The following is a 24,633-nucleotide window of genomic DNA, read 5'->3' as shown; positions in this document are numbered from 1 at the left end:
CGAACTACGATACGGCTGTGGCGAAGCGGACCGCTTCTCCCGTCGACATCCGGGACGTGCAGGTCATCAAGCACGGCCGGAGCTTCTTCATCTCCGACTCGCGCGGGAACGTCCCCGAGGGGAACACCGCGGCCCTGGGCCTGTACCACATGGACACGCGCTTCCTGTCGCGCCTCGAGCTGTCGCTCGACGACAGCGGGCCGCTCCTCCTGCACTCCTCCCCGGAGCGCAACTACCTCCAGGTGGTGGAGCTGGCCTACGTGACCACGGCCCGGGAGCCCGACGGGTTCGAGCGCCAGGACCACCTGGCCGTGACCCGCACCCGGATCCTGGGGGACGCGCTGATGGAGCGCATGAAGCTCTCGAACTTCGGGCGGGAGCCCCGCGACGTCCACCTGACCGTCGAGTTCGGTGCCGACTTCCTGGACATCTTCGAGGTCCGGGGGATGACCCGGGAGCAGCGCGGGCAGCTCCAGCAGCCCAAGGTGGACCGCCACCAGGTCGTGATGGGGTACCGGGGACTGGACGGCGTGATCCGGACCACCACGCTGCGGTTCTCCCCCCAGCCGGCCGAGCTGACCGGTGACGGCGCCTCCTTCGAGCTGAGGCTCCAGCCGGGGGAGAGCTCCGAGATCGCGATGGAGGTCCAGCCCCAGCTGGAGGGGAAGGCCCCCCCACGCCGCGGGTTCCGGGAGACCCGCGAGGCCCTGAAGAGCGAATACTCCTCGTGGCGCAAGCGCTGCACGCGGTTCCGGACCTCGAACGCCCAGCTGTCCCGGTTCCTGGAGCGGGCCGTCCTGGACCTCCGCATGCTGCTATCGCCCTCGGACGGCGGCGGTTCCTACCTCGATGCCGGGGTGCCGTGGTACTCGGCGCTGTTCGGACGGGACTCCCTGATCACCGCGTATCAGTGCCTGGCCGTGAACCCGGACCTGGCGTGGGATGCGCTCCGGCAGCTGGCCGCGCTCCAGGGCACGGAGGAGGACCCGGACCGCGAGGAGGAGCCGGGGAAGATCCTGCACGAGGTCCGGGTGGGGGAGATGGCCGCCACCGGTGAGATCCCGCACACCCCGTACTTCGGCTCCATCGACGCGACGCCGCTGTGGCTGATGGTGCTGGCGTCGGCGTACTCGTGGACCGCCGACGAGGATGCGCTGAAGGAGCTGTGGCCGAACGCGCTGGCCGCCCTGGAGTGGATCGACCGGTACGGCGACCGGGACGGCGACGGCTACGTCGAGTACGAGAAGCGCGCCCCTCGAGGGCTCGAGAACCAGGGATGGAAGGACTCCCACGACGCGATCGTGCATCCCGACGGCACCAGGGCCGCCGCGCCCATCGCGCTGGTGGAGGTGCAGGGGTACGTGTTCGAGGCGAAGCGCCGGGCTGCCACGCTGGCCCGGGCCGTGGGCGACCAGCGGCTCGCCGAGCGCCTGGAGGGGGAGGCGGAGGCGCTGAAGGAGCGGTTCAACCGTGACTTCTGGATGGAGCGCGAGGGCTACTTCGCGCTGGCCCTGGACGGGGACAAGCGCCAGGTCACCACCATCACGTCGAACCCTGGACAGGCCCTGTGGGCCGGCATCGTGGACGAGGACAAGGCGGCCCGGGTGGCCGGGAAGCTGACCTCGCCGCAGCTGCTGAGCGGGTGGGGGATCCGGACCCTGGCCGCCCGCCAGACGCCGTACGACCCCATCGGCTACCACACCGGGACGGTGTGGCCCCACGACAACTCGCTCATCGCGCACGGCTTGAAGCGCTACGGCTTCGACCAGGAGTCGATGCGGGTGATCGACGAGCTCTGCCTGGCCGGAGCGTACTTTCCGCTGGCCCGGTACCCCGAGCTGTGGTGCGGGTTCTCCGCCGAGGACGTGCCGGTCCCGGTGCAGTACCCGGTGGCGTGCCGGCCCCAGGCCTGGGCTTCCGGCGCGTCGCTCCTGATGTTCCGGTCCTACGCGGGGATGACGGCGGACGCGCCGAACGGGGTGCTGTACATCATCCGGCCGACCCTCCCGGACTGGCTGGACACCGCGGAGCTGGTCGGCCTGCGGGTGGGGAAGGCCAGGGTGGACCTCACCTTCACCCGCAGGGACGGCGTCACCGCCGTCCAGGTCTCCCGCAAGGAGGGGGACCTCGGCGTGCTGATCCGGCAATGAGCCGCTCCGGGGAGGAGCGGCCGCCGATCACCCTCGCGGAGTACGAGGAACGGGCCCGCGCAACCCTGCCGCGCATGGCTTTCGACTACTTCGCCGGCGGCGCGGAGGACGAGTGGACCCTGGGCCAGAACCGGGCCGCCTTCTCCCGCTACGCCCTGCGTCCGCGCGTGCTGGTGGACGTGTCGTCCCGGGACGCGGCGACGACCGTCCTCGGCCAGGAGGTGTCCCTGCCGGTGCTGGTCGCGCCGACCGCGCTGCACGCCCTGGCGGATCCGGAGGGCGAGGTGGCGACGGCCCGAGCGGCCGCGGCGGCCGGCTCGGTGATGATCCTGTCCTCGCTGTCGTCGCGGACCCTCGAGGAGGTCGCCGAAGCGGGCGGGCGCCGGTGGTTCCAGCTGTACGTCCAGCGTGACCGGGACTTCACCGCCGGCCTGGTCAAGCGGGCCGACGCGGCGGGCTATTCGGCCATCGTGCTGACGGCGGACCTCCCCGTGGTCGGTGCCAGGGACCGCGACGTCCGGAACGACTTCCAGCTTCCCGGCGACGTGCGCTACGCGAACATGCTGGTGCAGCGGCCTCCGGAAGGACGGGGATCCGGCCTGGCGGCGTTCATCGGGTTCCAGGGCGATCCCTCGCTCTCGTGGGAGGACGTGTCGTGGCTTCGGTCGCTGACCGGCCTGCCCTTCGTGTTGAAGGGCGTGGTTCGGGCGGATGACGCGCGCCGGGCGGTGGACGCCGGGTTCGAGGGCATCGTGGTGTCGAACCACGGCGGGCGGCAGCTGGACGGGGCCGTCTCGTCGATGGACGCCCTTCCCGAGGTGGTGGAGGCCGTGGGAGACGCGGCCGACGTGCTGGTGGACGGGGGCGTGCGCCGGGGGTCTGACGTGCTGAAGGCGCTGGCCCTGGGGGCACGCGCGGTGCTGGTGGGCCGGCCGGTCCTGTGGGGCCTGGCCGTGGATGGAGAGGACGGGGTCCGCCGGGTGCTCGATCTGCTGCGCGCGGAGCTCGACGTCGCCATGGCCATCGCGGGTTGCCGGTCGGTGGCGGACGCCACGCCGGACCTGGTGGCGCGGGCGGGCGGCTGAGGTCCCGGTGGTGGACTTCGAGCTCACGCCGGAGCAGGAGCTGGTCCGACGGACCGCCCGGGAGTTCGCGGAGCGGGAGATCGCCCCGTTCGCCCGGGACTGGGACCGGGAGGAGCGGATGGACCGGGCCATCGTCGGGAAGCTGGCCGCGGTGGGGTTCCTGGGCGCGCCCATCCCCGAGGAGCACGGCGGGATGGGCCTGGACAACCTGTCCTATTGCCTGGTGGTGGAGGAGATCGGGAAGGCGGACTCGAGCGTCCGCGGCGTGATCTCGGTGAACGTCGGGCTGGTGGCCAAGACCGTCCTGAAGTGGGGGAACGAGGAGCAGAAGCGGGAATGGCTGCCTCGGTTGTGCTCGGGCGAGGCGCTGGGGTGCTTCGCCCTGACGGAGCCCGGGCGGGGCTCCGATGCGGCCGGCCTGGAGGCCCGGGCCGAACGCGAACGCGACGGTGACGGCGAGGGCGACGAGGGCGACGCCGACGCCGACGCCTGGCGCATCAGCGGCTCGAAGATGTTCATCACGAACGGGTCGTGGGCGGGCGTCGCGCTCGTGTTCGCCCGCACCGGCGGGCCCGGTCCGAAGGGCGTCACGGCCTTCCTCGTTCCCACCGGCTCGGAGGGCTTCGAGGCCCGTGAGGTCCGCGGGAAGCTCGGGCTGCGGGCCCAGGACACCGCCGAGCTGCACCTGGACGGCGTCCGGGTCCCCGACGCGAACCGGCTGGGGGGTGAGGGCGAGGGGTTCGCCGTGGCCATGTCCGCGCTGGACAACGGCCGCATGTCGCTGGCAGCCGGGTGCGTGGGGATCGCCCAGGGCTGCCTGGAGGCCAGCATCGCGTACGCACGCGACCGCCAGCAGTTCGACCGGCCCATCGCCCGGTTCCAGCTGGTGCAGGAGCTCATCGCCGACATGGCAGTGGAGACGGAAGCGGCCCGGATGCTGGTGTGGCGGGTGGCGGCGCTGGCCGACGCCGGGAAGCCCCACCGGCTGGAGTCGTCGTACGCCAAGTACTTCGCCAGCGAGGTCGCCGTCCGCGCCGCCAACGCCGCTCTCCAGATCCATGGCGGGTACGGCTACATCGACGAGTTCCCCGTGGGGAAGTACCTCCGCGACGCCCGCGTGACCACGCTGTACGAGGGCACAAGCCAGATCCAGAAGCTCCTCATCGGCCGAGCGCTCACCGGCGAGAGCGCGTTCACCTGATCGATGTGGTCGGCGCCTTGAGCTCCTGGAGCGATCAGATCGACGCGTACGTGCGGGCCCAGATCGAGCCGGGGGAAACGATTCTTTCCGCAGGATCGGTTGGCCTCGTCAGGGACCGGCCCGCCGATCGAGTGGCCGTGCGCCGCGTCGGCGCTCTTGTCACGGACCGGCGGATCCTCTTCGCCTGGCGGCTGAGCTCGCCCCCGCACGCCGGCGAGTGGACGCACGAGGCGCTCGCGTTCGCGGAGATCGCTCGGTGGAGCCAGGGGCGACGGCACGACGAGCGCCCGATGCTCCGCCTGGAGCACCGTGCCCACCGGAGGCTCGAGTGGGTGCCTGCACATCGGTTCCTGTGGTTCCGTTGGGGCAACGTTATGGCCGAGGTCTCACGTGCGGAGACCACGTTCTCCTTCGCCAGCCGCCGTGATCCGGTCTTTCAGGCGATGCGGGCCCGACTCGAGCTCCACTGCGCGATCCAGGCGGAGCCGTTCGTCGAAATGGTCCCCGGGATGCGAGAGGAACGACGTGCCAGCAGCGGGGGCGTCATGTACGTCTGGGCGGGGCCCTCGGGGGCACTGGCCAGGCTGGGGCGCCGGCTGGCCATGCTGGACCACGATCTGCACCACGGGAACATCCACTGGTGGATCCGCCTGGCGAGCTGGGCGCTGTTCGCCGTCCCCGCCTCGTTCATCAGTCCCTGGCTCGCCTTGCCGGCCGTCGTTCTGGTCGAGATCGCCTGGGTGGCCGGCCTGTGGTGGTCCCGGCGTCGTCAGCGCCCATAGGCGTGTAAGGGGCGCCTGAAGCCCGGTAGCATGGCCGGCTCATGGGCGGCATCGACCTGCACGCGCACACCAGCCGATCTGACGGGACGTTCACGCCGGCGGAGCTGGTCCGGCTGGCCCTGGACCGGGGCCTGGACGTGCTCGCGGTCACCGACCACGACACCACCGACGGCCTGGACGAGGCGACGGAGGCGGCCGCCGGCACGCCGCTGGAGATCGTCCCCGGGGTGGAGTTCTCAGCGATCTACGAGGGAGCCAGCGTGCACGTTCTGTGCTACTGGATGGACCGCGACGACCCGGCCCTCCAGGAAGAGCTCCAGCGGCTGCGCGACGACCGGTTCCGCCGGGGCGAGCGGATGGTGGAGAAGCTCCAGGCCCTCGGCTATCCGATCTCGTTCGAGCGGGTCCGCGAGATCGCCGGCGACAGCAGCATCGTCCGGCCCCACGTGGCCCAGGCCCTCGTCGAGGCCGGCGTGGTGGCGACGGAGGAGGACGCGTTCACCGAGGAGTTCATCGCCGACGGAGGCAGAGCCGACGTGCCCAAGCACGCGCTGCACCCGCTGGACGCCCTGGAGCTCATCCGCCGGGCCGGCGGGGTGTGCGTCCTGGCTCATCCGGGGATGTGGGCGAGGCAGCGGTCCGTGCCCACCGAGCTCATCGAGGCCATGGCGGAGGGCGGCATGGCCGGCCTGGAGGCCGACCACCCGGACCACACGCCGGAGCAGCGCGCCTACTACCGGGACCTGGCGGCCGAGCTCGGCCTGGTGGCGACCGGCGCCTCCGACTGCCATGGCACACGGTACGACCCGGTGCGGCTGGGAACGTTCACCACCGACCCCCTCCAGTTCGCCGCCCTGAAGGACCGGGCCGAGCGCATCGCGCGCAGCTGATCCTGGGCGAGGGCCCGGATCAGGCCCGGATCAGCACCACGATGGTCGCGAGCACCAGGGTGAGCACGATCGCCAGGTACACGACGGCGTGGTACTGCGACGGGCTGGGGCTCGGCAGGTCGGCCGGATTGCACGCCCGGCACACCGAGCGGCCCAGGGGCACGGCGACCCCGCACCGGGCACAACGATCGTAGAGCCGCCTCATCCCATCGACCCTACTCCCCGCGCCGCCTCATCGCTGCCGCCCGTGGCCCCACTGCCGGCCCACGTCCAGGAACCAACCGACTCCCGCCGCGACGAACAGTGCTGCCCCCACCGGGATCAGCCAGCGGCTGACGATGGCGCCGAGCGCCAGCCCCACCGCGGCCAGCGAGAACACGAACGGCCAGATGGTCGGCGCGATGTGAGGCTCCTCGGCCTTCTCGGCCGAGTCCGCTCTCGATTCGGCGGCTGCCGCCCTGACGGCCCGACGCACGTACAACCCCAGGAACGCGAAACAGGCGGTGGCGATGAGGAGCAGCGACGTCCCGACGTACTCGTGCGACGCCACCGCGTAGACGACGCCGGCGACGCCGAGGAACACCGCCAGCCCGAGCGCGATCCGAGCGTACAGGCTCACCTCATGGCCCCTTCGTGGAGACGGAGGCCAGGACGAAGAACGCCAGGTAGATGGCGATCGACACCACCACCACGAAATGCCAGTAGATGGCGGCCGCCTCCGCGGAATCGTGGCGGATCATGGTGAGCTGGCCGGTCATCGACCGCGTCAGGACCATCACCAGGAAGACGACGCCGCCCACCACGTGGGCCAGGGCGATCCCGGTCATCATGTAGAACAGGGAGCCGAACACGCCCGCGGAGATCCCGAAGTCGACCTGGGAGTAGCCGGCCAGCTGGAGGACCGCGAACCCCACCCCCAGCAGAAGCGTGGCCCCCACCCACCGGTTCAGGGCCCCGACGTCCCCGCGGCGGATGGCCCTTCGCCCGAGCTGCACCGACACGCTGCTGGCGGCGATGAGGGCGGTGGCCACGGACGGAAGGGCCAGCGACGGGACGACGATGCCGCGAGGCGGCCAGATCCGGGAGGAGGAGTAGTCGATGGCGTAGACGGCGAAGAAGGCCGCGAAGAACATGGCCTCCGAGGCCACGAACAGCACCATTCCCAGGACCGGGCTGCTGGTGCCCCGGACCGCGCGCTCGTCGGCTCTCGCGTCCACCGCGCTCACGCTCCCTCCTCGGCGGCGCGCACCGCGGCCCGCGCGTCGTACACCGGCCGCTCGGATCGGATGGGCGGCAGCACGTCGAAGTTGTGCGGGGGCGGCGGCGAGGAGGTCGCCCACTCCAGCGTGTTGGCCCCCCACGGGTCGGCCGGAGCGGACCTCGGCTTGCGCATCGTGGTGATCACGTTCACCAGGAACACGGCCATCGACGCGGCGATCACGAACGCGCCCACGCTGGACATGAAGTTCCACAGGTTCCAGCCCCGGTTGGAGGCGTAGTCGGCCACCCGCCGCGGCATGCCCTCCAGCCCCAGGACGTGCATGGGGAAGAAGGTGAGGTTGAATCCGATGAGCTGGAGCCAGAAGTGCCACAGGCCGAGCTTCCTGGACATCATCCGGCCGGTGATCTTGGGGAACCAGTAGTACAGGCCGGCCATCACGCCGAACACGGTTCCACCGAACAGCACGTAATGGAAGTGCGCCACCACCCAGTACGTGTCGTGGATGGCGAAGTCCATGGCCGGGGAGGCCATCCACACGCCGTCGATCCCCCCGATCAGGAACATGGAGACGAATCCCAGGGCGAACAGCATGGGGGGCTCGAGCCGCAGCTTCCCCTTCCACAGCGTGGCCAGCCAGTTGAAGAACAGGACCCCGGTGGGGATCGAGATCATCTCCGTGGTCACGCTGAAGAACGACAGCTGGACCTGGCCCGTCACGAACATGTGGTGGGCCCACACCGTGAACGACAGGGCGGTGATGAGGAGGAATGCGAGCACCACGCCCCGGTAGCCGAACAGCGGCTTGCCCGAGAAGACCGGCAGGATCTCGCTCACGATGCCCCAGGCTCCGAGGACGAGCATGTACACCTCGGGGTGCCCGAAGAACCAGAAGATGTGCTGCCAGTAGATGGCGTTTCCGCCGTGTGTAGGATCGAAGAACACGGCCCCCAGGTGACGCTCCGCGAACAGCATCACCAGGCCGGCCGTGATCACGGGGGTCGCCAGGACGACGAGCAACGAGGTGGCCAGGATGCTCCAGCAGAAGATGGGCATCCGCATCATGCTCATCCCCGGCGCGCGCATCCTGAGGATGGTCACGATGAAGTTGATCGCGCCGAGGATCGACGCCGCACCCACCAGGAGCAGGCCGGCGATCCACAGGTCCTCTCCCGTCTTGCCCTGGAGCGAGAGCGGCGCGAAGCAGGTCCACCCGCACGCGACGGCCCCGCCCTTCGCCAGGAACCCTCCCACGATCGACAGCCCTCCCACCGGGAGCAGCCAGAACGACAGGGCGTTGACCCGGGGGAACGCCATGTCGAGGGCCCCGATCTGGAGGGGCACGAAGTAGTTCCCGAAGCCCGACAGGACCGGGAAGATGAACAGGAAGATCATCAGCGTCCCGTGCTCCGTGAACACCTCGTTGTAGGCGTGGGCGCTCAGGAACTGCGTGCCGGGACGGGCCAGCTCCGTCCGCATGAGCAGGGCCAAGATCCCGGCGATGAAGAAGAACGCGAACGAGTTGATCCAGTACAGGATGCCGATCTTCTTGTGGTCGGTGGTGGTCAGCCAACCCATCAGGCGGCCCCGGGGCTGGGGTGCCAGGGCGTGCGGCCGGACCTCGGTGACGGCCATCGATCACCCCCTCACTTCACGATGAACGCGCCGGCCATGGCCACGCCGTGGACGTCGCACTGGAAGTAGTAGTGGCCGGGCGGGAGCGAGGAGACCTGCGACACCTGGAACGACTTCGTGGCCACCCCGGGGAACCGACCCGTCTCGAACAGCTCCCCCTTCTTGGCGAAGGAGGCCTGGAGGCTGGGCCAGATGCCGAAGTTGTGGTCGATGCCCTGGTCCAGGTTCGTCACCGTGAGCGCCAGCGTGGAGCCCGCGTCGATGGCGATGCAGTTGGTGTCCCACGACGTGTTGTGGGCCGTGAGGTGGAGCGAGCTCCCCTTCGGCTCGCACGTGCCACCGATGGCCTGATGGATCTTGGTCTTCACCCAGTCCGAGTAGTCGATGGACGGGACCACCTTGAGGATGAAGGTCATGCGGGAGTGCCACAGGCCGCAGAACTCGGCGCACTGGCCGGGGAACGTCCCCAGCCGAGTGGGAGTGAACGTGAAGGAATTGGGATGGCCCGGGAAGGCGTTGCGCATGAACAGGAACGCCGGGATGAAGAACTCGTGCATGACGTCACGGGACACCAGCGTGACGTGGACCGGCTCGTCCACCGGGACCTCGATGACCAACGGCCGGACCAGGGTCTTGCCGGTCGTGAAGATGCCCTCGTTGGGATAGAAGGCGGTCCACTCCCACTGGAACGCCTCGATCCGGATGTTCACGAGCGGGGGCTCGTTCTTCTGGACGGATGACAGCGCCTGTTCTCCGAACGGGAAGAGCACCGCGACGAGGACGATCCCGAACGCGAAGAACCCGATCAGGGCGCGGTTGCTGCCGGCGGTCTGGGGCGGCTCGACATCGTCGCGTTTCCGGAAGCGGACGATCGAAAACAGCAGGAGGCCCTCCACGAGCAGGAACACGAACGCGCCGAGGACGAAGATGATCCCGTAGAGGTGGTGCACCTCCTGCCCCTGGGCCGTCGCGCCCTGCTTGGCGCAACCTGCCAGGAGCAGCGAGCACGCCGCCGCGCCGGCGAGAAGGCGACCTCGAGCCCGCATGGCTCCCTAGGTCACCGTGAACTGGAACACCATCCCGCGCGCCGCGTGGGGAGTTCCCTTGCCTCCCCCCAGATTGCCCGTCTGCCAGCAGGCCAGCGCGTAGGTTCCGGCCGGGAGATCGAACAGTCCTGTCTTCGTGGCGCCGGTGTCCACCTCGGGGATCTCACCGAAGTGGAGCCACTCGTCCTCCGACCCCGTCCCGCCGGTCTTGGCGTCGGCGATGATGTCGTCCGACGTCTTCCCGGATGGCAGCTGGACCAGCACCATCTCGTGGGTGATGGTGTCCGATTCCTTGTTCGAGAAGTTGATGAAGATGTTGCCTCCGGAGAGGGTTGCCGGCATGTTGTGGAAGCGGAACTTCTGGACGAAGACGTCGTACGCCGGCGTCGTCTTCGCGCTCTTCGAGCACCCGGAAGCCACGAGCGCCAGGACCGATACCAGCGCCACGGCCAAGACCGGGCGGATCCCCGTCCGGCCGGATGACCTCATGCCCCGCATAGTCACCTCCTCGCCCCGTCGCCCCGGCCGCGCCGGAGCGATCCGCCGTCCACGTCCACAGTCAGTACCCGGCCGGCGGTGCAAATCAAGCACATGACAGAAGTGTCACCGGGGAGAGTCCCGGAACCCCTGTGTGCAGGGGTTCCGATGACAGAACTGTCATGCACAGGAGCGACCGCCCCTCTGTTCGCGGGAGTCCGGGACCGCTACCCTTGCGCGTGCCAGGACCTGGGGGGACGGATTGCAGACAGCCGCGAGGCAGGTCGCCGGGTTGGCTCGGATCCTCGTCATCGACGACGAGCACCGGATCCTCAACTTCGTCTCCCGCGGCCTGCGTTCCCACGGATTCCTGGTTGACGCCGTCGCCGACGCGGCCGAAGGGCTTCGCGCGGCCACCACCGAGCGCTACGACCTGGTCATCCTGGACCTGCTGATGCCCCACATGGACGGCGTGGCGGTCCTCACCCGGATCCTCGAGGTGAGGCCGTCCCAAGCCATCGTGGTCCTCTCGGCCCTGGGGGACCCGGCCTCGAAGGTGAGGTGCCTGGAGCTCGGGGCCGAGGACTATCTGGCCAAGCCGTTCTCGCTGGAGGAGCTGGTGGCCAGGGTTCGGGCCCGGCTCCGGCGGACCCGGGAGCCGGGGAAGACCGAGCTCTCGGCGGGCCACCTGCGGCTGGACCTGATCCGGCGGGAGGCCGATTCCGGTGGGGGACCCACCCCGCTCGCCGAGCGAGAGTTCCTGCTGCTCCAGCACCTCATGGCCAATGCCGGACAGACCATGTCGAAGGAGCGGCTGCTCTCGGGGGTGTGGGGCTACTTCTTCGAGTCCGGGTCGAACGTCCTGGACGTGTACGTGGGGCGGCTCAGGCGGAAGCTGGGGGCCGACGCCATCGAGACGGTCCGTGGTGAGGGGTACCGTGTCCAAGCCGGCTGAGCGGCGGTCGTGGACGCGGGGCCTCAAGTGGATCGACCTGGCCTGGGTCGTCTTCAGCGCCGCCAACCTCACGGCGATGCTGCTGCTGGCGGAGTGGGAGACCGTCCCGTTCCACTTCATCTGGGTCAGCCTGACGCTGCTGTACGGGTTCCGGGTCTGGGGGGTCCGCCCAACCCTGTGGACCCTGGGGGCGGTGATCCTGACCACCGCGACGTTCATCTACCTCGACGTGCTGAAGGGCGCGCAGCCCGCCGACGAGCTCACCGAGGTCCCGCTGATGTCGGCCATGTTCCTGGCCATGGTGTGGCACGCCAGGCGCCGGCAGGCGGCCATGGACCAGCTCCAGCGAGCGAACGAAGCGATCGCCCGGGTCCTAGATCGGGAACGGCGGTTCCTCCAGGACGCCTCGCACGAGCTCCGGACCCCCATCACCGTCGCCCTCGGCCACGCCGAGCTCGTCCACGGGTCGACCGGCGACCCGCTGGTGCGGGAGGACCTCCGCGTCGTCGTGGACGAGCTCACCCGCCTGCGACGCCTCGCGGACCGCCTCCTGCTGCTGGCCGCCTCGGAGCATCCCGACTTCATCCGGCCGAGCCGGATCGACGTGGAGCCCGTGGTGGTGGAGACCCTCCGGCGGTGGACGCCGGTTCCACGTGTGTGGGTCCTGGACGACGTGGAGGAAGCCACGGTCGAGGCCGACCAGGACCGGCTGTCCCTCGCCATCGACGCGCTGATCGAGAACGCGGTCAAGCACACCACCCCGGAGCAGCAGATCAGGGTCTCGGTGCACCGGCGTGACGGCATGGCCGCCATCTCCGTCGCCGACGGAGGCTCCGGGATCGAACCGCCCGACCTCGACCGGATCTTCGACCGGTTCGCTCGGGCCGATCTCGGCCGGAGCAGGGAAGGCGGCGGGTTCGGGCTGGGACTCTCCATCGTGAAGACGGTGGTCGAGGCGCACGGCGGCCGGGTGTCCGTCCACAGCACTCCCGGGGAGGGAAGCGTGTTCGAGCTGCTCCTCCCGCTGGTCGGGAACGGACATCGGCCGGAGTTGACCGCCCCCGCCCAGGAGCGGCTCGCCCGGTCATGACCCCAGCAACGTTCCTGACGTCGTGGAGATTCGACCCGGTGCCGTTCGCCCTGACGGTCGCGGCGGCGACCCTGTATCTGGTGGCGGCCCGGCGCGTGTGGCGGACCCGCGGTCCTTCCGCCTTTCCCCGGCGCCGGGCCAGCTTCTTCTTCGCCGGCCTGGGGGTGCTCCTGGTCGCGCTGGAGTCTCCGGTGCACGCCTACGCGGGTCGGTTGCTGTCGGTGCACATGGCCCAGCACCTGATGATCACCATGGTGGCGGCCCCGTTGCTGGTCCTGGGCACCCCGGCCATGCTCGCGCTCCAGGCATCCTCACGTGGCGTGCGCCGCTCGGTGCTCCTGCCCGTGCTGCACGGTCCCGTGGGAAGGGTGGTGGGCTGGCCGGTGCTCGGGTGGGCCCTGTTCGCGGCGGTGATGTGGGCCACGCACGTGCCCCCGTTGTACGTCGCCGCGGTCCGAAGCGAGGCCATCCACACGCTCGAGCACGTGGCGTACCTGGTGGCGGCCCTGCTGTTCTGGCTGCCGGTGGTGGGGCTCGATCCCAGCCCGCGGCGGCTGTCGCATCCGGCCCGCCTGCTGTACCTGTTCCTGTCCATGCCGGTGACGGCGGTCCTCGGGCTGGCCATCTACAGCGCGAGCCACGTCCTGTACCAGCCCTACGTCGCGAGCACACGCTCGCTCGGGCTGTCGCCTCTGGGCGACCAGCATCTGGCCGGGGCTCTGATGTGGGAGGGAGGGATGCTCGTCATGGTCGTGGCCCTCGGCGCCGTGCTGTTCGACTGGCTGGCTCGTGAGGAGCGGGAAGCCGAGCGCGAGGACGCCCGGCGGGTCCATGACGTCGCTCGAGCCACGGGGTCGACCCCGGGATGAACGCGGTGCGGGTTCCGGCCACCCGGACGTCGTGGGCTGCCCCGGCGAGCCTTGCGGTGGCGGCCACGGCGGCAGCGGCGGGCGCCGCCGCGGTGGCCGTCGTCGCCTCGGGAGCGGCGGAGCCCGGTCCCGCCACCGCGGGACGGCTAGCCAGCATGCTGCTGCTCATCGCGGCGTCGGTGCTCACCGCTCTGGCGTCGGCATTCCGGATGCGGGAATGGCGGCCTCGTGGCGCCCACCTCCTGGTGGCGCGGACATCGCTCGCCCTCGCCTTCGGGATGTTCGCGGTGATGCTGGCCGGGGCCTCCGAGGCCGCCCCGCCCACGGCATTCCGGGCCCTCCACGAGGCGGGCGGGGCCGCGCTCCTGCTCGGGCTGGTGGCCCTGGCCTGGCTCACCGTCCGAGGGGAGCGGCGCCGTCCGGCCATCCGGGTGTTGATGGCGGCCGTCGTCGTCCTGTCCCTGCTGGAGGCGCTGGCCGCGGACGGCCCCCTGGGCCTCCGCTCGGCCACGACGCTCGCCACGTGGCATCAGGCTCTCAGCGGGGTGCTGTGGGCGGCCATGGTGGCCCTGTGCGCGCTCGCCTACCGGCTGCCCCCAGGGGGCGTCGGGGGCGTCGCCGAGGCGCCTCGATCTGTCCCGGCCCTGGCCGTGGGGCGGGCGTATCTCCAGCTGACCAAGCCCCGGATCGTGATCCTGCTGCTGATCACGACCGTTCCGGCCATGATCCTGGCGGCCCGGGCCGTGCCGTCGCCCTGGCTGATCCTGGCGACGCTGCTCGGCGGATCCATGGCTGCCGGGGCGGCCAACGCGATCAACTGCTATCTCGACCGGGACATCGACTCGAAGATGAGCCGGACCAGGCAGCGGCCGCTTCCCCGTCATGCCGTCGAGCCGGGTGCCGCGTTTCGCTTCGGCGTCGTCCTCGCCCTGGTGTCCACCGCGTGGCTGGCCCTGACGACGAACGTGCTCGCTGCCGCGTTGTCGGCCCTGGCCATCCTGTTCTACGTGTTCGTGTACACGGCCTGGATGAAGAGGACCACGCCGCAGAACATCGTGATCGGCGGGGCGGCCGGGGCGATCCCGGCCCTGGTGGGATGGGCGGCGGTCACGGGGCGGGTGGGGGTTCCGGCGCTCCTGCTGTTCGGGGTGGTGTTCCTGTGGACCCCACCCCACTTCTGGGCGCTGTCGCTCCGGTACGTGGACGACTATCGGGAGGCGGGGGTTCCGATGCTGCCGGTGGTGCGGGGTGTCGAGGAGACCACGAAGCGGATCGTCCGCTACACGGCTGCCCTGTTGCCGATGAGCCTCGTCCTCGCTCCGGTCGCACATCTCGGGCCGGTCTACGCGGTTGCCGCGGCCGGCCTGTGGATCTGGCTGGCCACTCGAGCCCTGGGGCTCCGGCGGGACCCGTCCCTGGCCAGGGCCATGCGCCTGTTCCACACGTCGAATGCGTACCTCGCCCTACTGTTCGCGGCCGTCGCCGTGGACGTGCTGGCCACGGGCGGCTCGCTCACGTAGCCCCCCGGCTCACGCCGTCGCTGCGCCCCATTGCGGTTTCCCGTTTCGTCCCGATATCCTCGGACCCCGTCCGGCCTCCCACGATGCCGCGGCGGGCGGAGCACGGCCCGTCACGGGCCCCGGCCTCGAAAGGGGAAGCGCTGGAACGACGAACGGTGTCGCGGCTCGCCCGCCTGGGGCTGTTCGCCCTGGCTTTGGGCCTTCTCGCGTTGCCGGCGCAGGGCGCGGAGGAGCCCCGAGCACCCTTCGGCGCCGGGCAGTGGGCCCAGCTGTCGCAGAGCGTTGCGGTGCGGTACTGGCTGTCGCATCCGGAGAAGGCTCCGCCCGAGCTCCGGGGCCGGTTCCAGGCCGCGAACCGGGCCATGGCGCTGGCCCGCAAGGGCGGCACCCCGGCCACCGAGAGCGCTCCCAGGCAGGGGATCCAGGGTCCCGCCGTCGTGTTCAATAAGGACCACAGCGGGATGCCTCAGAACGAGGAGACCGTCACGGTGTGCCGGAGCGACCCCGACGTCGTGCTGATGGGGGCGAACGACTACCGGGGCCTCGTCGATCCGCAGGGCAACACCACCGGCTGGTACCTCTCGACGACCGGCGGGAAGAGCGTCCAGAAGGAGGGGCTCCTGCCGCCGATCTCGCAGGATGGCCTGAACGTCCCGTCGGGCGGCGACCCCGTGATGGTCGCGGACGCCTCCTGCAACCTGTTCGCGGGCGGGCTGGCCTTCGACCCGGTGAGCATGTTCCCGAGCGGCATCGGGATCTACCGCACCACGGTGTCCCAGTTGAACTCCTGCCCGGGTGGGACGGCGTCGTCGTGCTGGCCCAACCGCCGCCTCGTCGCCACCGCGCCGGACCCCAGCCACTTCCTGGACAAGCCCTGGTTCGACGTGGGGGACACCGGCGACGGCCAGCACGTGTGGGTCGTGTACACGGACTTCACCGCCACCGGGCCGGGCCCCCTCGATTTCACCGCGAGCATCTTCGCGGTCCGGTGCACGGCGGACCTCGCGACGTGCACCGCTCCCATCCAGATCAGCGGCTCGGACGAGGACGTCCAGTTCGGCGACGTGACCATCGGCCCGGACAACCGGACCTACCTGACGTGGGTCGACGTCGCCGGCGAGCTGGAGGGAACGCCCCAGCAGTTCACCATCAAGATGCGCGTCGCCGAGGCCGGGAGCACCGACTTCGGTCCAACCCGGGTCGTCGCCGTGGAGAGCCTGCCCATCCCGTTCGGCGGGTTCCTGCATTCCGAGGACTTCCGGGTCTCGACGTATCCGAAGAGCACGGTGGCCATGGTGGACGGCCATCCCCGGGTCTTCGTGGTGTGGGAGGGATGCAAGTTCCGCCCGCTGGCCAACATCTGCGAGGAGCCCCGCATCAAGCTGCGGTACTCCGACGACGACGGCGCCACGTGGAGCGGCGTCCGGATCCTGTCCAAGGGCGGCGACAACTACTTCCCGACCATCGCCACCGATCCGTCCGGGGACCTGGCGGTGGCCTGGTACACCAGCCGGTTCGACCCGGTGTTCCAGAACCGGCAGGACGTGGAGCTGGTGGCGGTCAACCCGGCCACCGGAACGGTCCGGTCCGGCCACCGCCAGCGGGTCACCGCGGTGTCGAACGAGCCGGAGGCCGACCCCGTCCTGGGCGGCGCGTTCGTGGGCGACTACATCGAGGTGTTCGTCGACCAGGGCAAGGCGTACGTCGGCTTCAACGCGAACTACTCGCACGAGAAGCTGCTGGGCAAGGGGGTCCCCGTGGCCCAGCAGGACGACTACCTGGCGATCCTGCCGCTGTAGGGGTCGCCGCCCGGGTCAGCGGGCGTGCCGGGAGCCGTCTCGTCCAGCTCGTCGGTCAGCGGGTCGGCCTGGCTGCGGGCGATGATCCGGATGGCCCGGTCCTTCTTCAGGTAGTTCCAGGCCCACGACCACAGGACGGCCAGGCGGTTGCGGAACCCGATCAGGTAGTAGATGTGCACGGCCAGCCAGGCCACCCAGCCGGGGAAGCCCCGGAACCGGAGGCCGCGCACCTGGGCCACCGCGGAGTTCCGTCCGATGGTCGCCATCGTCCCCTTGTCCACATACCGGAACGGGGATCGATCGGGCGGGCGCCCATGGGCCTCCTCGGTCAGGTGTCGCGCCACATACCGGCCCTCCTGCATCGCGGGCGGTGACAGCATGGGAAGGTCCGCGTCGGTCCCGCCACGGGCCGCGGCGGCGTCTCCGAGGGCGAACACTCCCTCCACCCCGCCCACCCGGAGGTGATCGTCCACGACCAATCTGCCGGCGCGGCCCCGCTGCGCCTCGGCCTCTCCCAGCGGGTCCACGGGACGGACCCCCGCGGACCACACCACCATCCGGGTGCGGATGGCGTCTCCCGTCGACAGGCTGACCGAGCCGGCGTCGGCCGAGTGCACCAGCGTGGACATGCGGACCTCGATGCCCCGCTTGGCCAGGGTCCGCGCGGCGTACTGGCCGAGGCGCCCCGGGAACTGGCCCAGCAGGCGGTCCTGTCCCTCCACCAGGATGATCCTGGACTCCTCGAGCTGGAGCTCCGGATAGTCCCGCCCGAGGACCAGCCGGAGCAGCTCGCCGAGGGCGCCCGCGTACTCCACGCCGGTCGGACCGCCTCCCACCACGACGAAGGTCAGCCATTCCCTGCGCTCCTCGGGGTCGGAGGCTCGGCTGGCCCGCTCCAGGCAGGCCAGGACGTGGTTGCGAAGGCGCATCGCCTCCGGCAGGTTCTTCAGGCCGATGGCGTGGCTGGCCACGGCCTGGTTCCCGAAGTAGTCATTGACGCTGCCCGTCGCCAGGACCAGGCGGTCGTACGGGATCCGTTCGCGGTCGTGGGTGGACACGGTCTTCGCCTGGAAGTCCACGCCGGCCACCAGGGCCTGTCGGAACCGCACGTTCGGTGACCGCCGGAACACCTTCCGCAGCGGGTAGGCGATGTCGGACGGGTTCAGCAGCGCGGTGGCCACCTGGTAGAGCAGCGGCGTGAACAGGTGGTAGTTGTGCGCGTCGATCAGCAGCACGTCGACGGGCTCGCCGTCGAGCTTCCGGGCGCAGGCCAGCCCACCGAAGCCTCCCCCCACGATCACCACCCGAAGCCGTCCCACACCTCGATTATGCGGCCGCGTGGACCTTCACCCTCCAGAGGAACCAGGCCCGATCGGGACGGGGCCGCTTCAGCGACGAAGTGGATCGATGGCGGCGGACCTTGCCAGCGCCCAGGTCGGGAAGACGTCCTTGTACAACCGATAGTCGACCAGTGCGACCGCGAAGAAGACCCCGGCCTGGGACTGGCCGGGCCATGCGCCGTCCGTGCCCTGGAGGGAGCCCAGGAAGGCGACGCCCTTACGAACGGCCGGGTGCTCTGGTCCCACCGAGCGCAGGAGGGCCAGGAGAGCCCACGCGGTCATGGTGGCCTGGCTCTCGGGATGCTCCACGTACCGATCGAGGCGGCAACTCGTCCAGTGCTCCCCCCAGCCACCGTCCGGCTTCTGCTTGGACAGCAGCCATGCGGTCGCCCGAACGATCGTGTCGTCCGTGGCCGCGATCCCGGTCTCGCGCAGGGCCTCGATCACGTGGAAGATCGCATACGTGAAGTTGACGCCCCACGCACCCGGGTACGACCCGTCGGAGCGCTGCCGTCGTCGCAGGAACCAGACCCCCCGCCCGATGGCGGAGCCGAGGCCCACGGACGAGGTGGGGAACGCTCGCTGGTATCTCGCCAGCGCGCCGACGCACGAGGCCGTGCACTCGGTGTAGGACCGCTCGGTCATGCAGTTCGCGTACAGCTCGGTCGGGTTGACGCGCTCGAGCATCCGGCCGCCGCGGCGTCGTTCGTAGGAGGCGAACCCGCCGTCCGGGTTCTGCCGGGCGAGCACGAAGCGCGCCGCCTGCCGGAGCCACTGGTCCGAGAACCGCTCCTCGGCGGGAACGAGGCCGGCGGACTCCACCGCGAGGATCGCGGAGAGCGCCTCGGCGGTGCAGTCGCTGACCGGCCAGCGATGCGCCCCGTCGGAGAAACACCATCCGCCGACCACGGAGTCTCGGGCGGCGCCGGCAGGGTTCGAAATCTCCTCGCGAAGCTGCGTCTGCTGGAGCCACCGGTGGGCGCGGCGCAGGGCGGGCTCGAGCCCCACCACCGGGTCCTGGCCCCGTGTCGTCGATGCTTGCCGCGCTTCCGAGACGGCCCGGACGGCGAAGGCCGTGTCCCAGGCGCTGGACCTGGCCCCGGTGTAGCGCAGGCCATCCTCCTCGTCCTCCCACCGCCAGTGCCCGACGCCGCGAAGGCTTCGATCGAGCTGGTCCTCCGGCACGCCGGCGGCGAACATCGCCAGGCAGTTGAGGAGCCCGTCGACGGGGGAGAGACCGAGGTGTGCGCTCTGCCGCTGCTCGAGAACGATCCGATCCAGGCACGTGCTGAGCGCCCGGCGACGGACGGACGCGATCGGATGCCGCTCGGCCGCCGCGAGCACGGCGAGGATCGCGCGAACCAGGGCGTTGGGACGCACGAACAGGTCGGTCTGGGCGACGTGGGTGCGATGTCGGGCGAAGTCGATCCGCTCGTATGGCGTGTCGTAGAGCTCGCTCCTGAGGTCGTCCGTGAGATCGCCGAGCGAGCCACGGAACCGGCTCCCGTAGAGGAACGCCATCCCCAGATACCCCTGACGGGTGTGGCAGTAGAGCGAGTCCGGGTGCAACGGCATCCAATGGGGAAGGAGGAACGCCTCGGGTGGGATGGGGGAGACGCCCTCGTAGCCGTAGAGTCCCACCATGGCCAGCCAGAGCTTCCCCCAGGTCGGGATGGCCAGCACCCCACCGGGCCGCGACCGGACCCAGCGACGAGCCGGCGCGACCAAGGGATCGTCGGCGTCGATGCCGAGGGCCCGCAGCGCGACGTACGCCAGCGTCGTCAGGTAGACATACCCGGGGCCCTCCCGATGCATGGGCCAGGATCCGTCGTCGCGCCGGGTGAGGGCGAAGTGCCGGATGACCCGGCGCACCGCCTCCTCCTCGAGGGGCCACCGCCCGGTGATCCTTCTCACCAGCACGTACTGCGAGGCCAGCATGGTGTTCCATACCATCTCGCCCTCCCAGCGCCCGTCCGGGTACTGGAGGGCCAGGAGGTGGCGGACACTTCGGTCGAGCGCTCCCTCAGCGGTGGAGTCGGCCGGTGACCGACCGTCCGTCTCCTCACCACTGTCCACGCATCAGCAGGGTAGGGGTCGCGGGAACCCGGAACAAGACGACGGCCGGCGGCGAGTTAGGGCTTGCTCAGGTGCTCCCGGCGGTGGGATGGATGCCCGGTTCGTAGCCGGCCCGGATGACCCCGATGACGGACGGCGGCATGAGCACCTGGACCGTGGCCGGTCCGGCCGCCGCACGCCGCTCGCCGTAGCCGGACGGGGACCAGGCCAGAAGCTCGCCGTCGAGGAGAAGCCAGGCCCGATCGTCTTGCCGAACCATCGCTCCGTCGGGCAGGTCGCCGAGTCGCGCCGCGTGGAGGCGCTTCGCCCCGCCGGGATCCAGCCGCTCGGCGTGGAGCACCCGGTCGATGTCGTCGACCCGAAGCGAGGCTCCTGGGTGGGTCGCTCCCCACGCCCGGCGAAAGCGGAGGAAGTCCTCCCGGCGGCACTCGGCGCAGGGGCGGTGGCCGGCGGCGAACGCCGTCGCCTCATCCAGGAAGAACAGCTCGGTGAACCGACCCGGCCGGAGGAGCTCCCGGCGTCTTCCCTTGAACTGGAGCCGGCAGGCGATCCACCGCCTGACCTGCCACGCCCGGACCAGGCGGCCGTGTTCGTCGTGGAGGACTCCCCGGTTGCCGAACAGGAGCCCCCGCGCTTCGGTGACGATGATGTCTCCGAATGGGGTGACCCGGTTGCGAAGCGGCACGGCGCCCCGATGGTACGCGGCGGGCCCGCGGACGCGGTCGGGGAAGGCCGGGAGGTCAGACGGGCAGGCCTGGGAGCGCCTGGTACAGCAGCGGCGTGAACAGGTGGTAGTTGTGCGCGTCGATCAGCAGCACGTCGACGGGCTCTCCGTCGAGCTTCCGGGCGCAGGCCAGCCCGCCGAAGCCTCCGCCCACGATCACCACCCGAAGCCGTCCCACTACCTCGATCATGCAGCGGGGCGGAACGAGAACCCGTCATTCGCTGCCCAAACCCACCCAGCGACGCGCAAAGGGACCATCCGGAACCGGCGCGCCAAAGTTCGAGTCCGATCAGGCCCACAAGGAATCGTGGTATCGCGGCATTGCCTAGTGCTTCTGGGACTTCATGTCCGATGGCTTCCGGGGCGATGGGCCAGGCAGAAGCGGTCTCGAGCTGTCGGCCGGGCTACCAGCCTTCGCCCGGCTCGGGGACGTCGCCTCGGAGCAGTTCGACGTCCGCCTGATCGCGGAGCGCCTTGCTGGGCCGACGACCCGGGTCTCTGGCGGCGCGTTCCTTCATCGCGATGAGGTCGTCCTTCGACACGACCGTGATCGCCACACCTCCCACTTCGAGCGGCTCGGCCCGTTCGATCATCTCGTCGAAGGCCTCGTCCATCGCCACCTGGACCCTCTCCCCCCCAGAGTGCTGGAAATTCAGGCTGTGCGGGAACTCTCCCATCACCTCGAAGCCGGCTGCCGTGAGGACCGAGATGACCCTGTCCCGAGGGATGCTCGTGGGGACCGCGACATTGATGTCCTGCGTGGCTCGGGGCACCTCCGAGTGGATCCCGACCGCGATGCCACCGATCAGCGCGTAGGGGATTCCGGCAGCCGCCAGCGCGCTCGCCGCTTCCACGAGCGCCGCGAGTTGGTCCGCCGGTCGGTCCATGAGCTCTCCCCGCCGCGCAGCGATCAAAAGCCGGTCGCGCTGGGTGGCGGCCGCGATCGCTGCCACCTGGTCGTGTGCTCTTCGCATCGTGTCTCGAGGAACAGGATAGCCGGGGCCGAAGATGGGACGGGCGCCTGGCCGAGCCGATCAGCCCGGGATGGCGCGTGTGCTCGATGCCTGGTCGGACGCGGCGTCGACCAGGCAGAAGGCTTCCCTGGTTTCGCCGCCGGCGTTGGTTCGGACCTGGCCGACCGAACGGGCCTGGATGCGTCCGGACAGCTCCCCGCGGGACTCCGCCGACAGGAAGACCTGTCCCGGACCGGCGAACTCGCGGAGCCGCGCGGCGAACATCCGCACCGTTCCCACGGAGCGAAAGGCAACTCCCGGCGACGATGCCTCGATCACGTCGCCGCTGTCGATGCCGGCGCAGGCCGGGAAGCCGGGCAGCCCGGACGGGCGCATCTCGTCGACGGTGTCGCGCACCGACGCCGCCGCCCGGACGGCCCTGCCGCAATGGTCCCCGCCCTCGAACGTGGCCGAGATCACGGGGCCGGTGGGCTCGCCGGACGCGGACACGGTCTGGGGGCCGAAGGCGGTGACGGCGCGCACGGCGTGGTCGAAGACGGTGGCCAGGAGCCGCTCGGCGCCGGCCCGCCCGAGGGCGTCCGCCATGCCTGCGAATCCCCGGAGGTCCACCTCGAGCACGGTGACCCGCCCCTCGCGCCGGCGGGCGTCGGGCGTGGCCGAGCCCCGCAGGCCGGCCATGGTCTCCTCGATCGTGCCGAGGCGATGCCCCGGAAAGCGGATGACTTCCGCCCCCGCGTGGTCAGTTTCCATCGCTCCAGGTATCGGACCGGCCCGGGCCCGACCTGAGAGGCCTCGACGCCCGACCGGCGGCCGTGGAGAATGACTGTCGATGGAGACGACCCAGCGCGAACCCACGTCCGCTCTGCCGGCCGCCCACGACGCGCTGGCCGGCCACCGGTGGGACGAGGCCTTCGACCTGCTGTCCGGGGCGGACCGGGAGGGACGGCTGGAGGCGGAGGACCTCGAGGCGCTGGCGCTGGCCGCGTGGTTCACGGCACGGGCCGACCTCGCCACCGAAGCGAAGGAACGGGCGTTCAAGGCGTACCTGGACCGGGGCGACGGGACCCGGGCCGCGACGCTCGCGTTCGCCATCGCGCAGGACTACGCGCTGAAGCAGAGGCTCTCCATCGCCTCGGCCTGGGCCGGGCGCGGTGAGCGGCTGATCCGGGGGGAGCCGGAGAGCGTCGCGCACGGGTACCTGGCCCTCACGGAGAGCTTCCGCGTGGCGATGACCGGTGCCGTCGACCAGGCCATCGAGCTCGGGGCGAGAGCCGTCGACATCGGCGCCCGCTTCGGGGACCCCGACCTCCAGGCGATGGGGCTCCTTCGCCAGGGGGACCTCCTGATCTCCGTGGGGCGCACCGAGGAGGGCTTCCTTCTGATGGAGGAGGCGACCATCGCCGCAGTGAACGGCGACCTCGGGCCGATCACCACCGGGATCGCCTACTGCGCGATGATCTCCTCCTGCCGCGACACCACCGACTACCGGCGGGCCAGCGAGTGGACGGAGGCGGCCCACCGGTGGTGCGAGCGACAGGCCATCAACGGGTTTCCGGGCGTCTGCCGCGTGCACCGGGCCGAGATCCTGGGTCTCCAGGGCGGACTGCAGCGCGCCGAGGAGGAGCTCCAGCAGGCCACCCAGGAGCTGGCCGGCTACAACGCGGGACCCCCGCTGGCGGACGGGTTCTACGCGCTCGGCGAGATCCGCATGCGGCTCGGTGACCTGGAGGGAGCCGAGGACGCGCTGCGCCAGGCCCATGCCCTGGGCCGGGCGCCCCAGCCGGCCCTCGCGCTGATCCGGCTGGGCGAGGGGAAGGTCGAGGCCGCGTTCAAGGCCATCAACGCGGCGCTGGCCGAGCAGACCTGGGACCGGTGGGCCCGGGCTCGCATGCTTCCCGCCCAGGTCGAGATCGCCATCGCCGCCGGCGACCTGGACACCGCCGCCGCGGCGGCCGAGGAGCTGTCCGGCCTCACCGACGTGTTCGAGTCCCCTGCCCTCCACGCCACCAAGCACGACGCCCGGGGCCGGGTGCTGCTGGCAAGGGGGGACGCCGAGGAGGCGGCTCAGGAGCTGCGGGTGGCGATCCGCCACTGGCAGGAGGTGGGCGCGCCGTACGACGTGGCCAGGGACCGGATGGTCCTGGCCTCGGCCCTCCGGACGCTCGATCAGGGCGACGAAGCCGAACTGGAGCTCGAGGCGGCGCGGGCGGAGTTCGACCGGCTGGGAGCCATGCTGGATGCGGCGGCGGCGGCCCAGGCCATCGGGGCGACGGCCGACGGGGATGCCGCTTCGGTGAAGACGACCAAGACGTTCATGTTCACCGACATCGTCGGCTCGACCAACCTGGCCGAGGCGATGGGCGACGAGGCCTGGGAACAGCTCCTGCGCTGGCATGACGAGACGCTCGGTTCGCTGTTCGTCCGGCACGGCGGTGAGATGGTCAACCGGACCGGGGACGGGTTCTTCGTGGCGTTCGACTCCTCCCGGCGGGCCATCGAGTGTTCCATCGCGGTCCAGCGGGCCCTGGCCGAGCACCGGCGGTCTCACGGGTTCGCCCCGGCCGTGCGGATCGGCGTCCACGCCGCCGAGGCCAGCCGGCGAGGCGGCGACTACAGCGGCAAGGGGGTCCACGTGGCCGCGAGGATCGCGGCGCTGGCCGACGGCGGGCAGGTGCTGGCCTCGGCCGAGACGGCGGACGACGCGGGCCCCTCGTGCGCCGTGTCCGGGCCCCGCGCCGTCGCCCTCAAGGGTGTGTCGGCCGAGGTGAACGTGGTCTCCGTCACCTGGTCCTGAGCCCGCC

The 24,633-nt window shown here is 70.8% G+C and carries 22 protein-coding genes and 1 pseudogene; 11 read left to right on the top strand and 12 right to left on the bottom strand.

Going from position 1 to position 24,633, the window contains the following annotated elements:
- Positions 1-17 precede the first annotated feature (17 nt).
- From M3Q23_01795 to M3Q23_01775, 5 genes are read left to right on the top strand one after another with little or no spacing between them, the layout of a single operon-like run.
- The gene (locus M3Q23_01795; protein ID MDP9340843.1) at positions 18-2,150 is read left to right on the top strand and encodes an amylo-alpha-1,6-glucosidase; all 2,133 of its coding nucleotides are present in this window, start codon (positions 18-20) and stop codon (positions 2,148-2,150) included.
- Positions 2,147-3,235, top strand: coding sequence for an alpha-hydroxy-acid oxidizing protein (locus M3Q23_01790; GenBank protein ID MDP9340842.1), 1,089 nt, complete (start codon positions 2,147-2,149; stop codon positions 3,233-3,235). The genes M3Q23_01795 and M3Q23_01790 overlap by 4 nt, the downstream gene beginning before the upstream one ends.
- Before the next feature lie 10 nt (positions 3,236-3,245).
- Positions 3,246-4,436, top strand: coding sequence for an acyl-CoA dehydrogenase family protein (locus tag M3Q23_01785; GenBank protein MDP9340841.1), 1,191 nt, complete (start codon positions 3,246-3,248; stop codon positions 4,434-4,436).
- Between the two features lie 17 nt (positions 4,437-4,453).
- Positions 4,454-5,218, top strand: a complete 765-nt coding sequence (locus tag M3Q23_01780) for a hypothetical protein (GenBank protein ID MDP9340840.1) — start codon at positions 4,454-4,456, stop codon at positions 5,216-5,218.
- A 41-nt stretch (positions 5,219-5,259) separates the two neighbouring features.
- Positions 5,260-6,108: a PHP domain-containing protein gene (locus M3Q23_01775; GenBank protein ID MDP9340839.1), complete on the top strand. Its 849-nt coding sequence runs from the start codon at positions 5,260-5,262 to the stop codon at positions 6,106-6,108.
- A gap of 19 nt (positions 6,109-6,127) precedes the next feature.
- Here M3Q23_01775 and M3Q23_01770 read toward each other — a convergent pair whose 3' ends face one another.
- Genes M3Q23_01770 through M3Q23_01745 form a run of 6 tightly spaced genes read right to left on the bottom strand, consistent with a single transcriptional unit; the run spans position 6,128 to position 10,455 of the window.
- Positions 6,128-6,313 carry a hypothetical protein gene (locus tag M3Q23_01770; protein MDP9340838.1) on the bottom strand — a complete coding sequence of 62 codons (186 nt, stop codon included), beginning with the start codon at positions 6,311-6,313 and terminating at the stop codon, positions 6,128-6,130.
- 27 nt (positions 6,314-6,340) lie between these two features.
- Positions 6,341-6,727, bottom strand: a complete 387-nt coding sequence (locus M3Q23_01765) for a cytochrome c oxidase subunit 4 (protein ID MDP9340837.1) — start codon at positions 6,725-6,727, stop codon at positions 6,341-6,343.
- A gap of 1 nt (position 6,728) precedes the next feature.
- The gene (locus tag M3Q23_01760; protein MDP9340836.1) at positions 6,729-7,325 is read right to left on the bottom strand and encodes a cytochrome c oxidase subunit 3; all 597 of its coding nucleotides are present in this window, start codon (positions 7,323-7,325) and stop codon (positions 6,729-6,731) included.
- Positions 7,326-7,330: 5 nt separating this feature from the next.
- Positions 7,331-8,962 carry a cytochrome c oxidase subunit I gene (gene ctaD, locus M3Q23_01755; protein MDP9340835.1) on the bottom strand — a complete coding sequence of 544 codons (1,632 nt, stop codon included), beginning with the start codon at positions 8,960-8,962 and terminating at the stop codon, positions 7,331-7,333.
- An 11-nt stretch (positions 8,963-8,973) separates the two neighbouring features.
- Complete coding sequence (locus M3Q23_01750; GenBank protein MDP9340834.1) at positions 8,974-10,008, bottom strand: hypothetical protein; 1,035 nt, start codon at positions 10,006-10,008, stop codon at positions 8,974-8,976.
- Positions 10,009-10,014: 6 nt separating this feature from the next.
- Positions 10,015-10,455 carry a hypothetical protein gene (locus M3Q23_01745; GenBank protein ID MDP9340833.1) on the bottom strand — a complete coding sequence of 147 codons (441 nt, stop codon included), beginning with the start codon at positions 10,453-10,455 and terminating at the stop codon, positions 10,015-10,017.
- 322 nt (positions 10,456-10,777) lie between these two features.
- Between M3Q23_01745 and M3Q23_01740 the strand changes: the two genes are divergently transcribed.
- The 5 genes from M3Q23_01740 to M3Q23_01720 all read left to right on the top strand — a co-directional run bounded on the left by M3Q23_01740 (position 10,778) and on the right by M3Q23_01720 (position 16,718).
- Positions 10,778-11,440, top strand: coding sequence for a response regulator transcription factor (locus M3Q23_01740; GenBank protein ID MDP9340832.1), 663 nt, complete (start codon positions 10,778-10,780; stop codon positions 11,438-11,440).
- Positions 11,424-12,530 (top strand): HAMP domain-containing histidine kinase, encoded by a 1,107-nt coding sequence (locus M3Q23_01735; GenBank protein MDP9340831.1) that lies wholly within the window; start codon positions 11,424-11,426, stop codon positions 12,528-12,530. The genes M3Q23_01740 and M3Q23_01735 overlap by 17 nt, the downstream gene beginning before the upstream one ends.
- Positions 12,527-13,399, top strand: coding sequence for a cytochrome c oxidase assembly protein (locus M3Q23_01730; protein MDP9340830.1), 873 nt, complete (start codon positions 12,527-12,529; stop codon positions 13,397-13,399). The genes M3Q23_01735 and M3Q23_01730 overlap by 4 nt, the downstream gene beginning before the upstream one ends.
- A gap of 560 nt (positions 13,400-13,959) precedes the next feature.
- Positions 13,960-14,919: a heme o synthase gene (locus M3Q23_01725; GenBank protein ID MDP9340829.1), complete on the top strand. Its 960-nt coding sequence runs from the start codon at positions 13,960-13,962 to the stop codon at positions 14,917-14,919.
- Between the two features lie 155 nt (positions 14,920-15,074).
- On the top strand, positions 15,075-16,718 hold the full coding sequence (locus M3Q23_01720) for a glycoside hydrolase (GenBank protein MDP9340828.1): 1,644 nt from the start codon (positions 15,075-15,077) through the stop codon (positions 16,716-16,718).
- Here the strand turns inward: M3Q23_01720 and M3Q23_01715 are convergent.
- The 6 genes and pseudogenes from M3Q23_01715 to M3Q23_01690 form a co-directional block, all read right to left on the bottom strand.
- Positions 16,694-18,037: an NAD(P)/FAD-dependent oxidoreductase gene (locus M3Q23_01715; GenBank protein MDP9340827.1), complete on the bottom strand. Its 1,344-nt coding sequence runs from the start codon at positions 18,035-18,037 to the stop codon at positions 16,694-16,696. The genes M3Q23_01720 and M3Q23_01715 overlap by 25 nt on opposite strands.
- 69 nt (positions 18,038-18,106) lie before the next feature.
- The gene (locus M3Q23_01710; GenBank protein ID MDP9340826.1) at positions 18,107-20,134 is read right to left on the bottom strand and encodes a 2,3-oxidosqualene cyclase; all 2,028 of its coding nucleotides are present in this window, start codon (positions 20,132-20,134) and stop codon (positions 18,107-18,109) included.
- Between the two features lie 67 nt (positions 20,135-20,201).
- Positions 20,202-20,819: a hypothetical protein gene (locus tag M3Q23_01705; GenBank protein MDP9340825.1), complete on the bottom strand. Its 618-nt coding sequence runs from the start codon at positions 20,817-20,819 to the stop codon at positions 20,202-20,204.
- Between the two features lie 79 nt (positions 20,820-20,898).
- Positions 20,899-21,048 (bottom strand): annotated as a pseudogene (locus M3Q23_01700) (FAD-dependent oxidoreductase).
- A gap of 214 nt (positions 21,049-21,262) precedes the next feature.
- Complete coding sequence (locus M3Q23_01695) at positions 21,263-21,811, bottom strand: nucleotidyltransferase (protein ID MDP9340824.1); 549 nt, start codon at positions 21,809-21,811, stop codon at positions 21,263-21,265.
- An 81-nt stretch (positions 21,812-21,892) separates the two neighbouring features.
- Entirely contained in the window at positions 21,893-22,582 is a 690-nt protein-coding gene (locus tag M3Q23_01690; protein MDP9340823.1) for a hypothetical protein, read from the bottom strand.
- Between the two features lie 79 nt (positions 22,583-22,661).
- Here M3Q23_01690 and M3Q23_01685 point away from each other — a divergent pair, with 79 nt between their 5' ends.
- Positions 22,662-24,626, top strand: a complete 1,965-nt coding sequence (locus tag M3Q23_01685; GenBank protein ID MDP9340822.1) for a hypothetical protein — start codon at positions 22,662-22,664, stop codon at positions 24,624-24,626.
- Positions 24,627-24,633 lie beyond the last annotated feature (7 nt).

The organism is Actinomycetota bacterium, assembly GCA_030774015.1.
In the GTDB taxonomy this organism is placed as follows: domain Bacteria; phylum Actinomycetota; class UBA4738; order UBA4738; family JACQTL01; genus JALYLZ01.
This window is presented reverse-complemented; position numbering and strand designations above follow the sequence as displayed.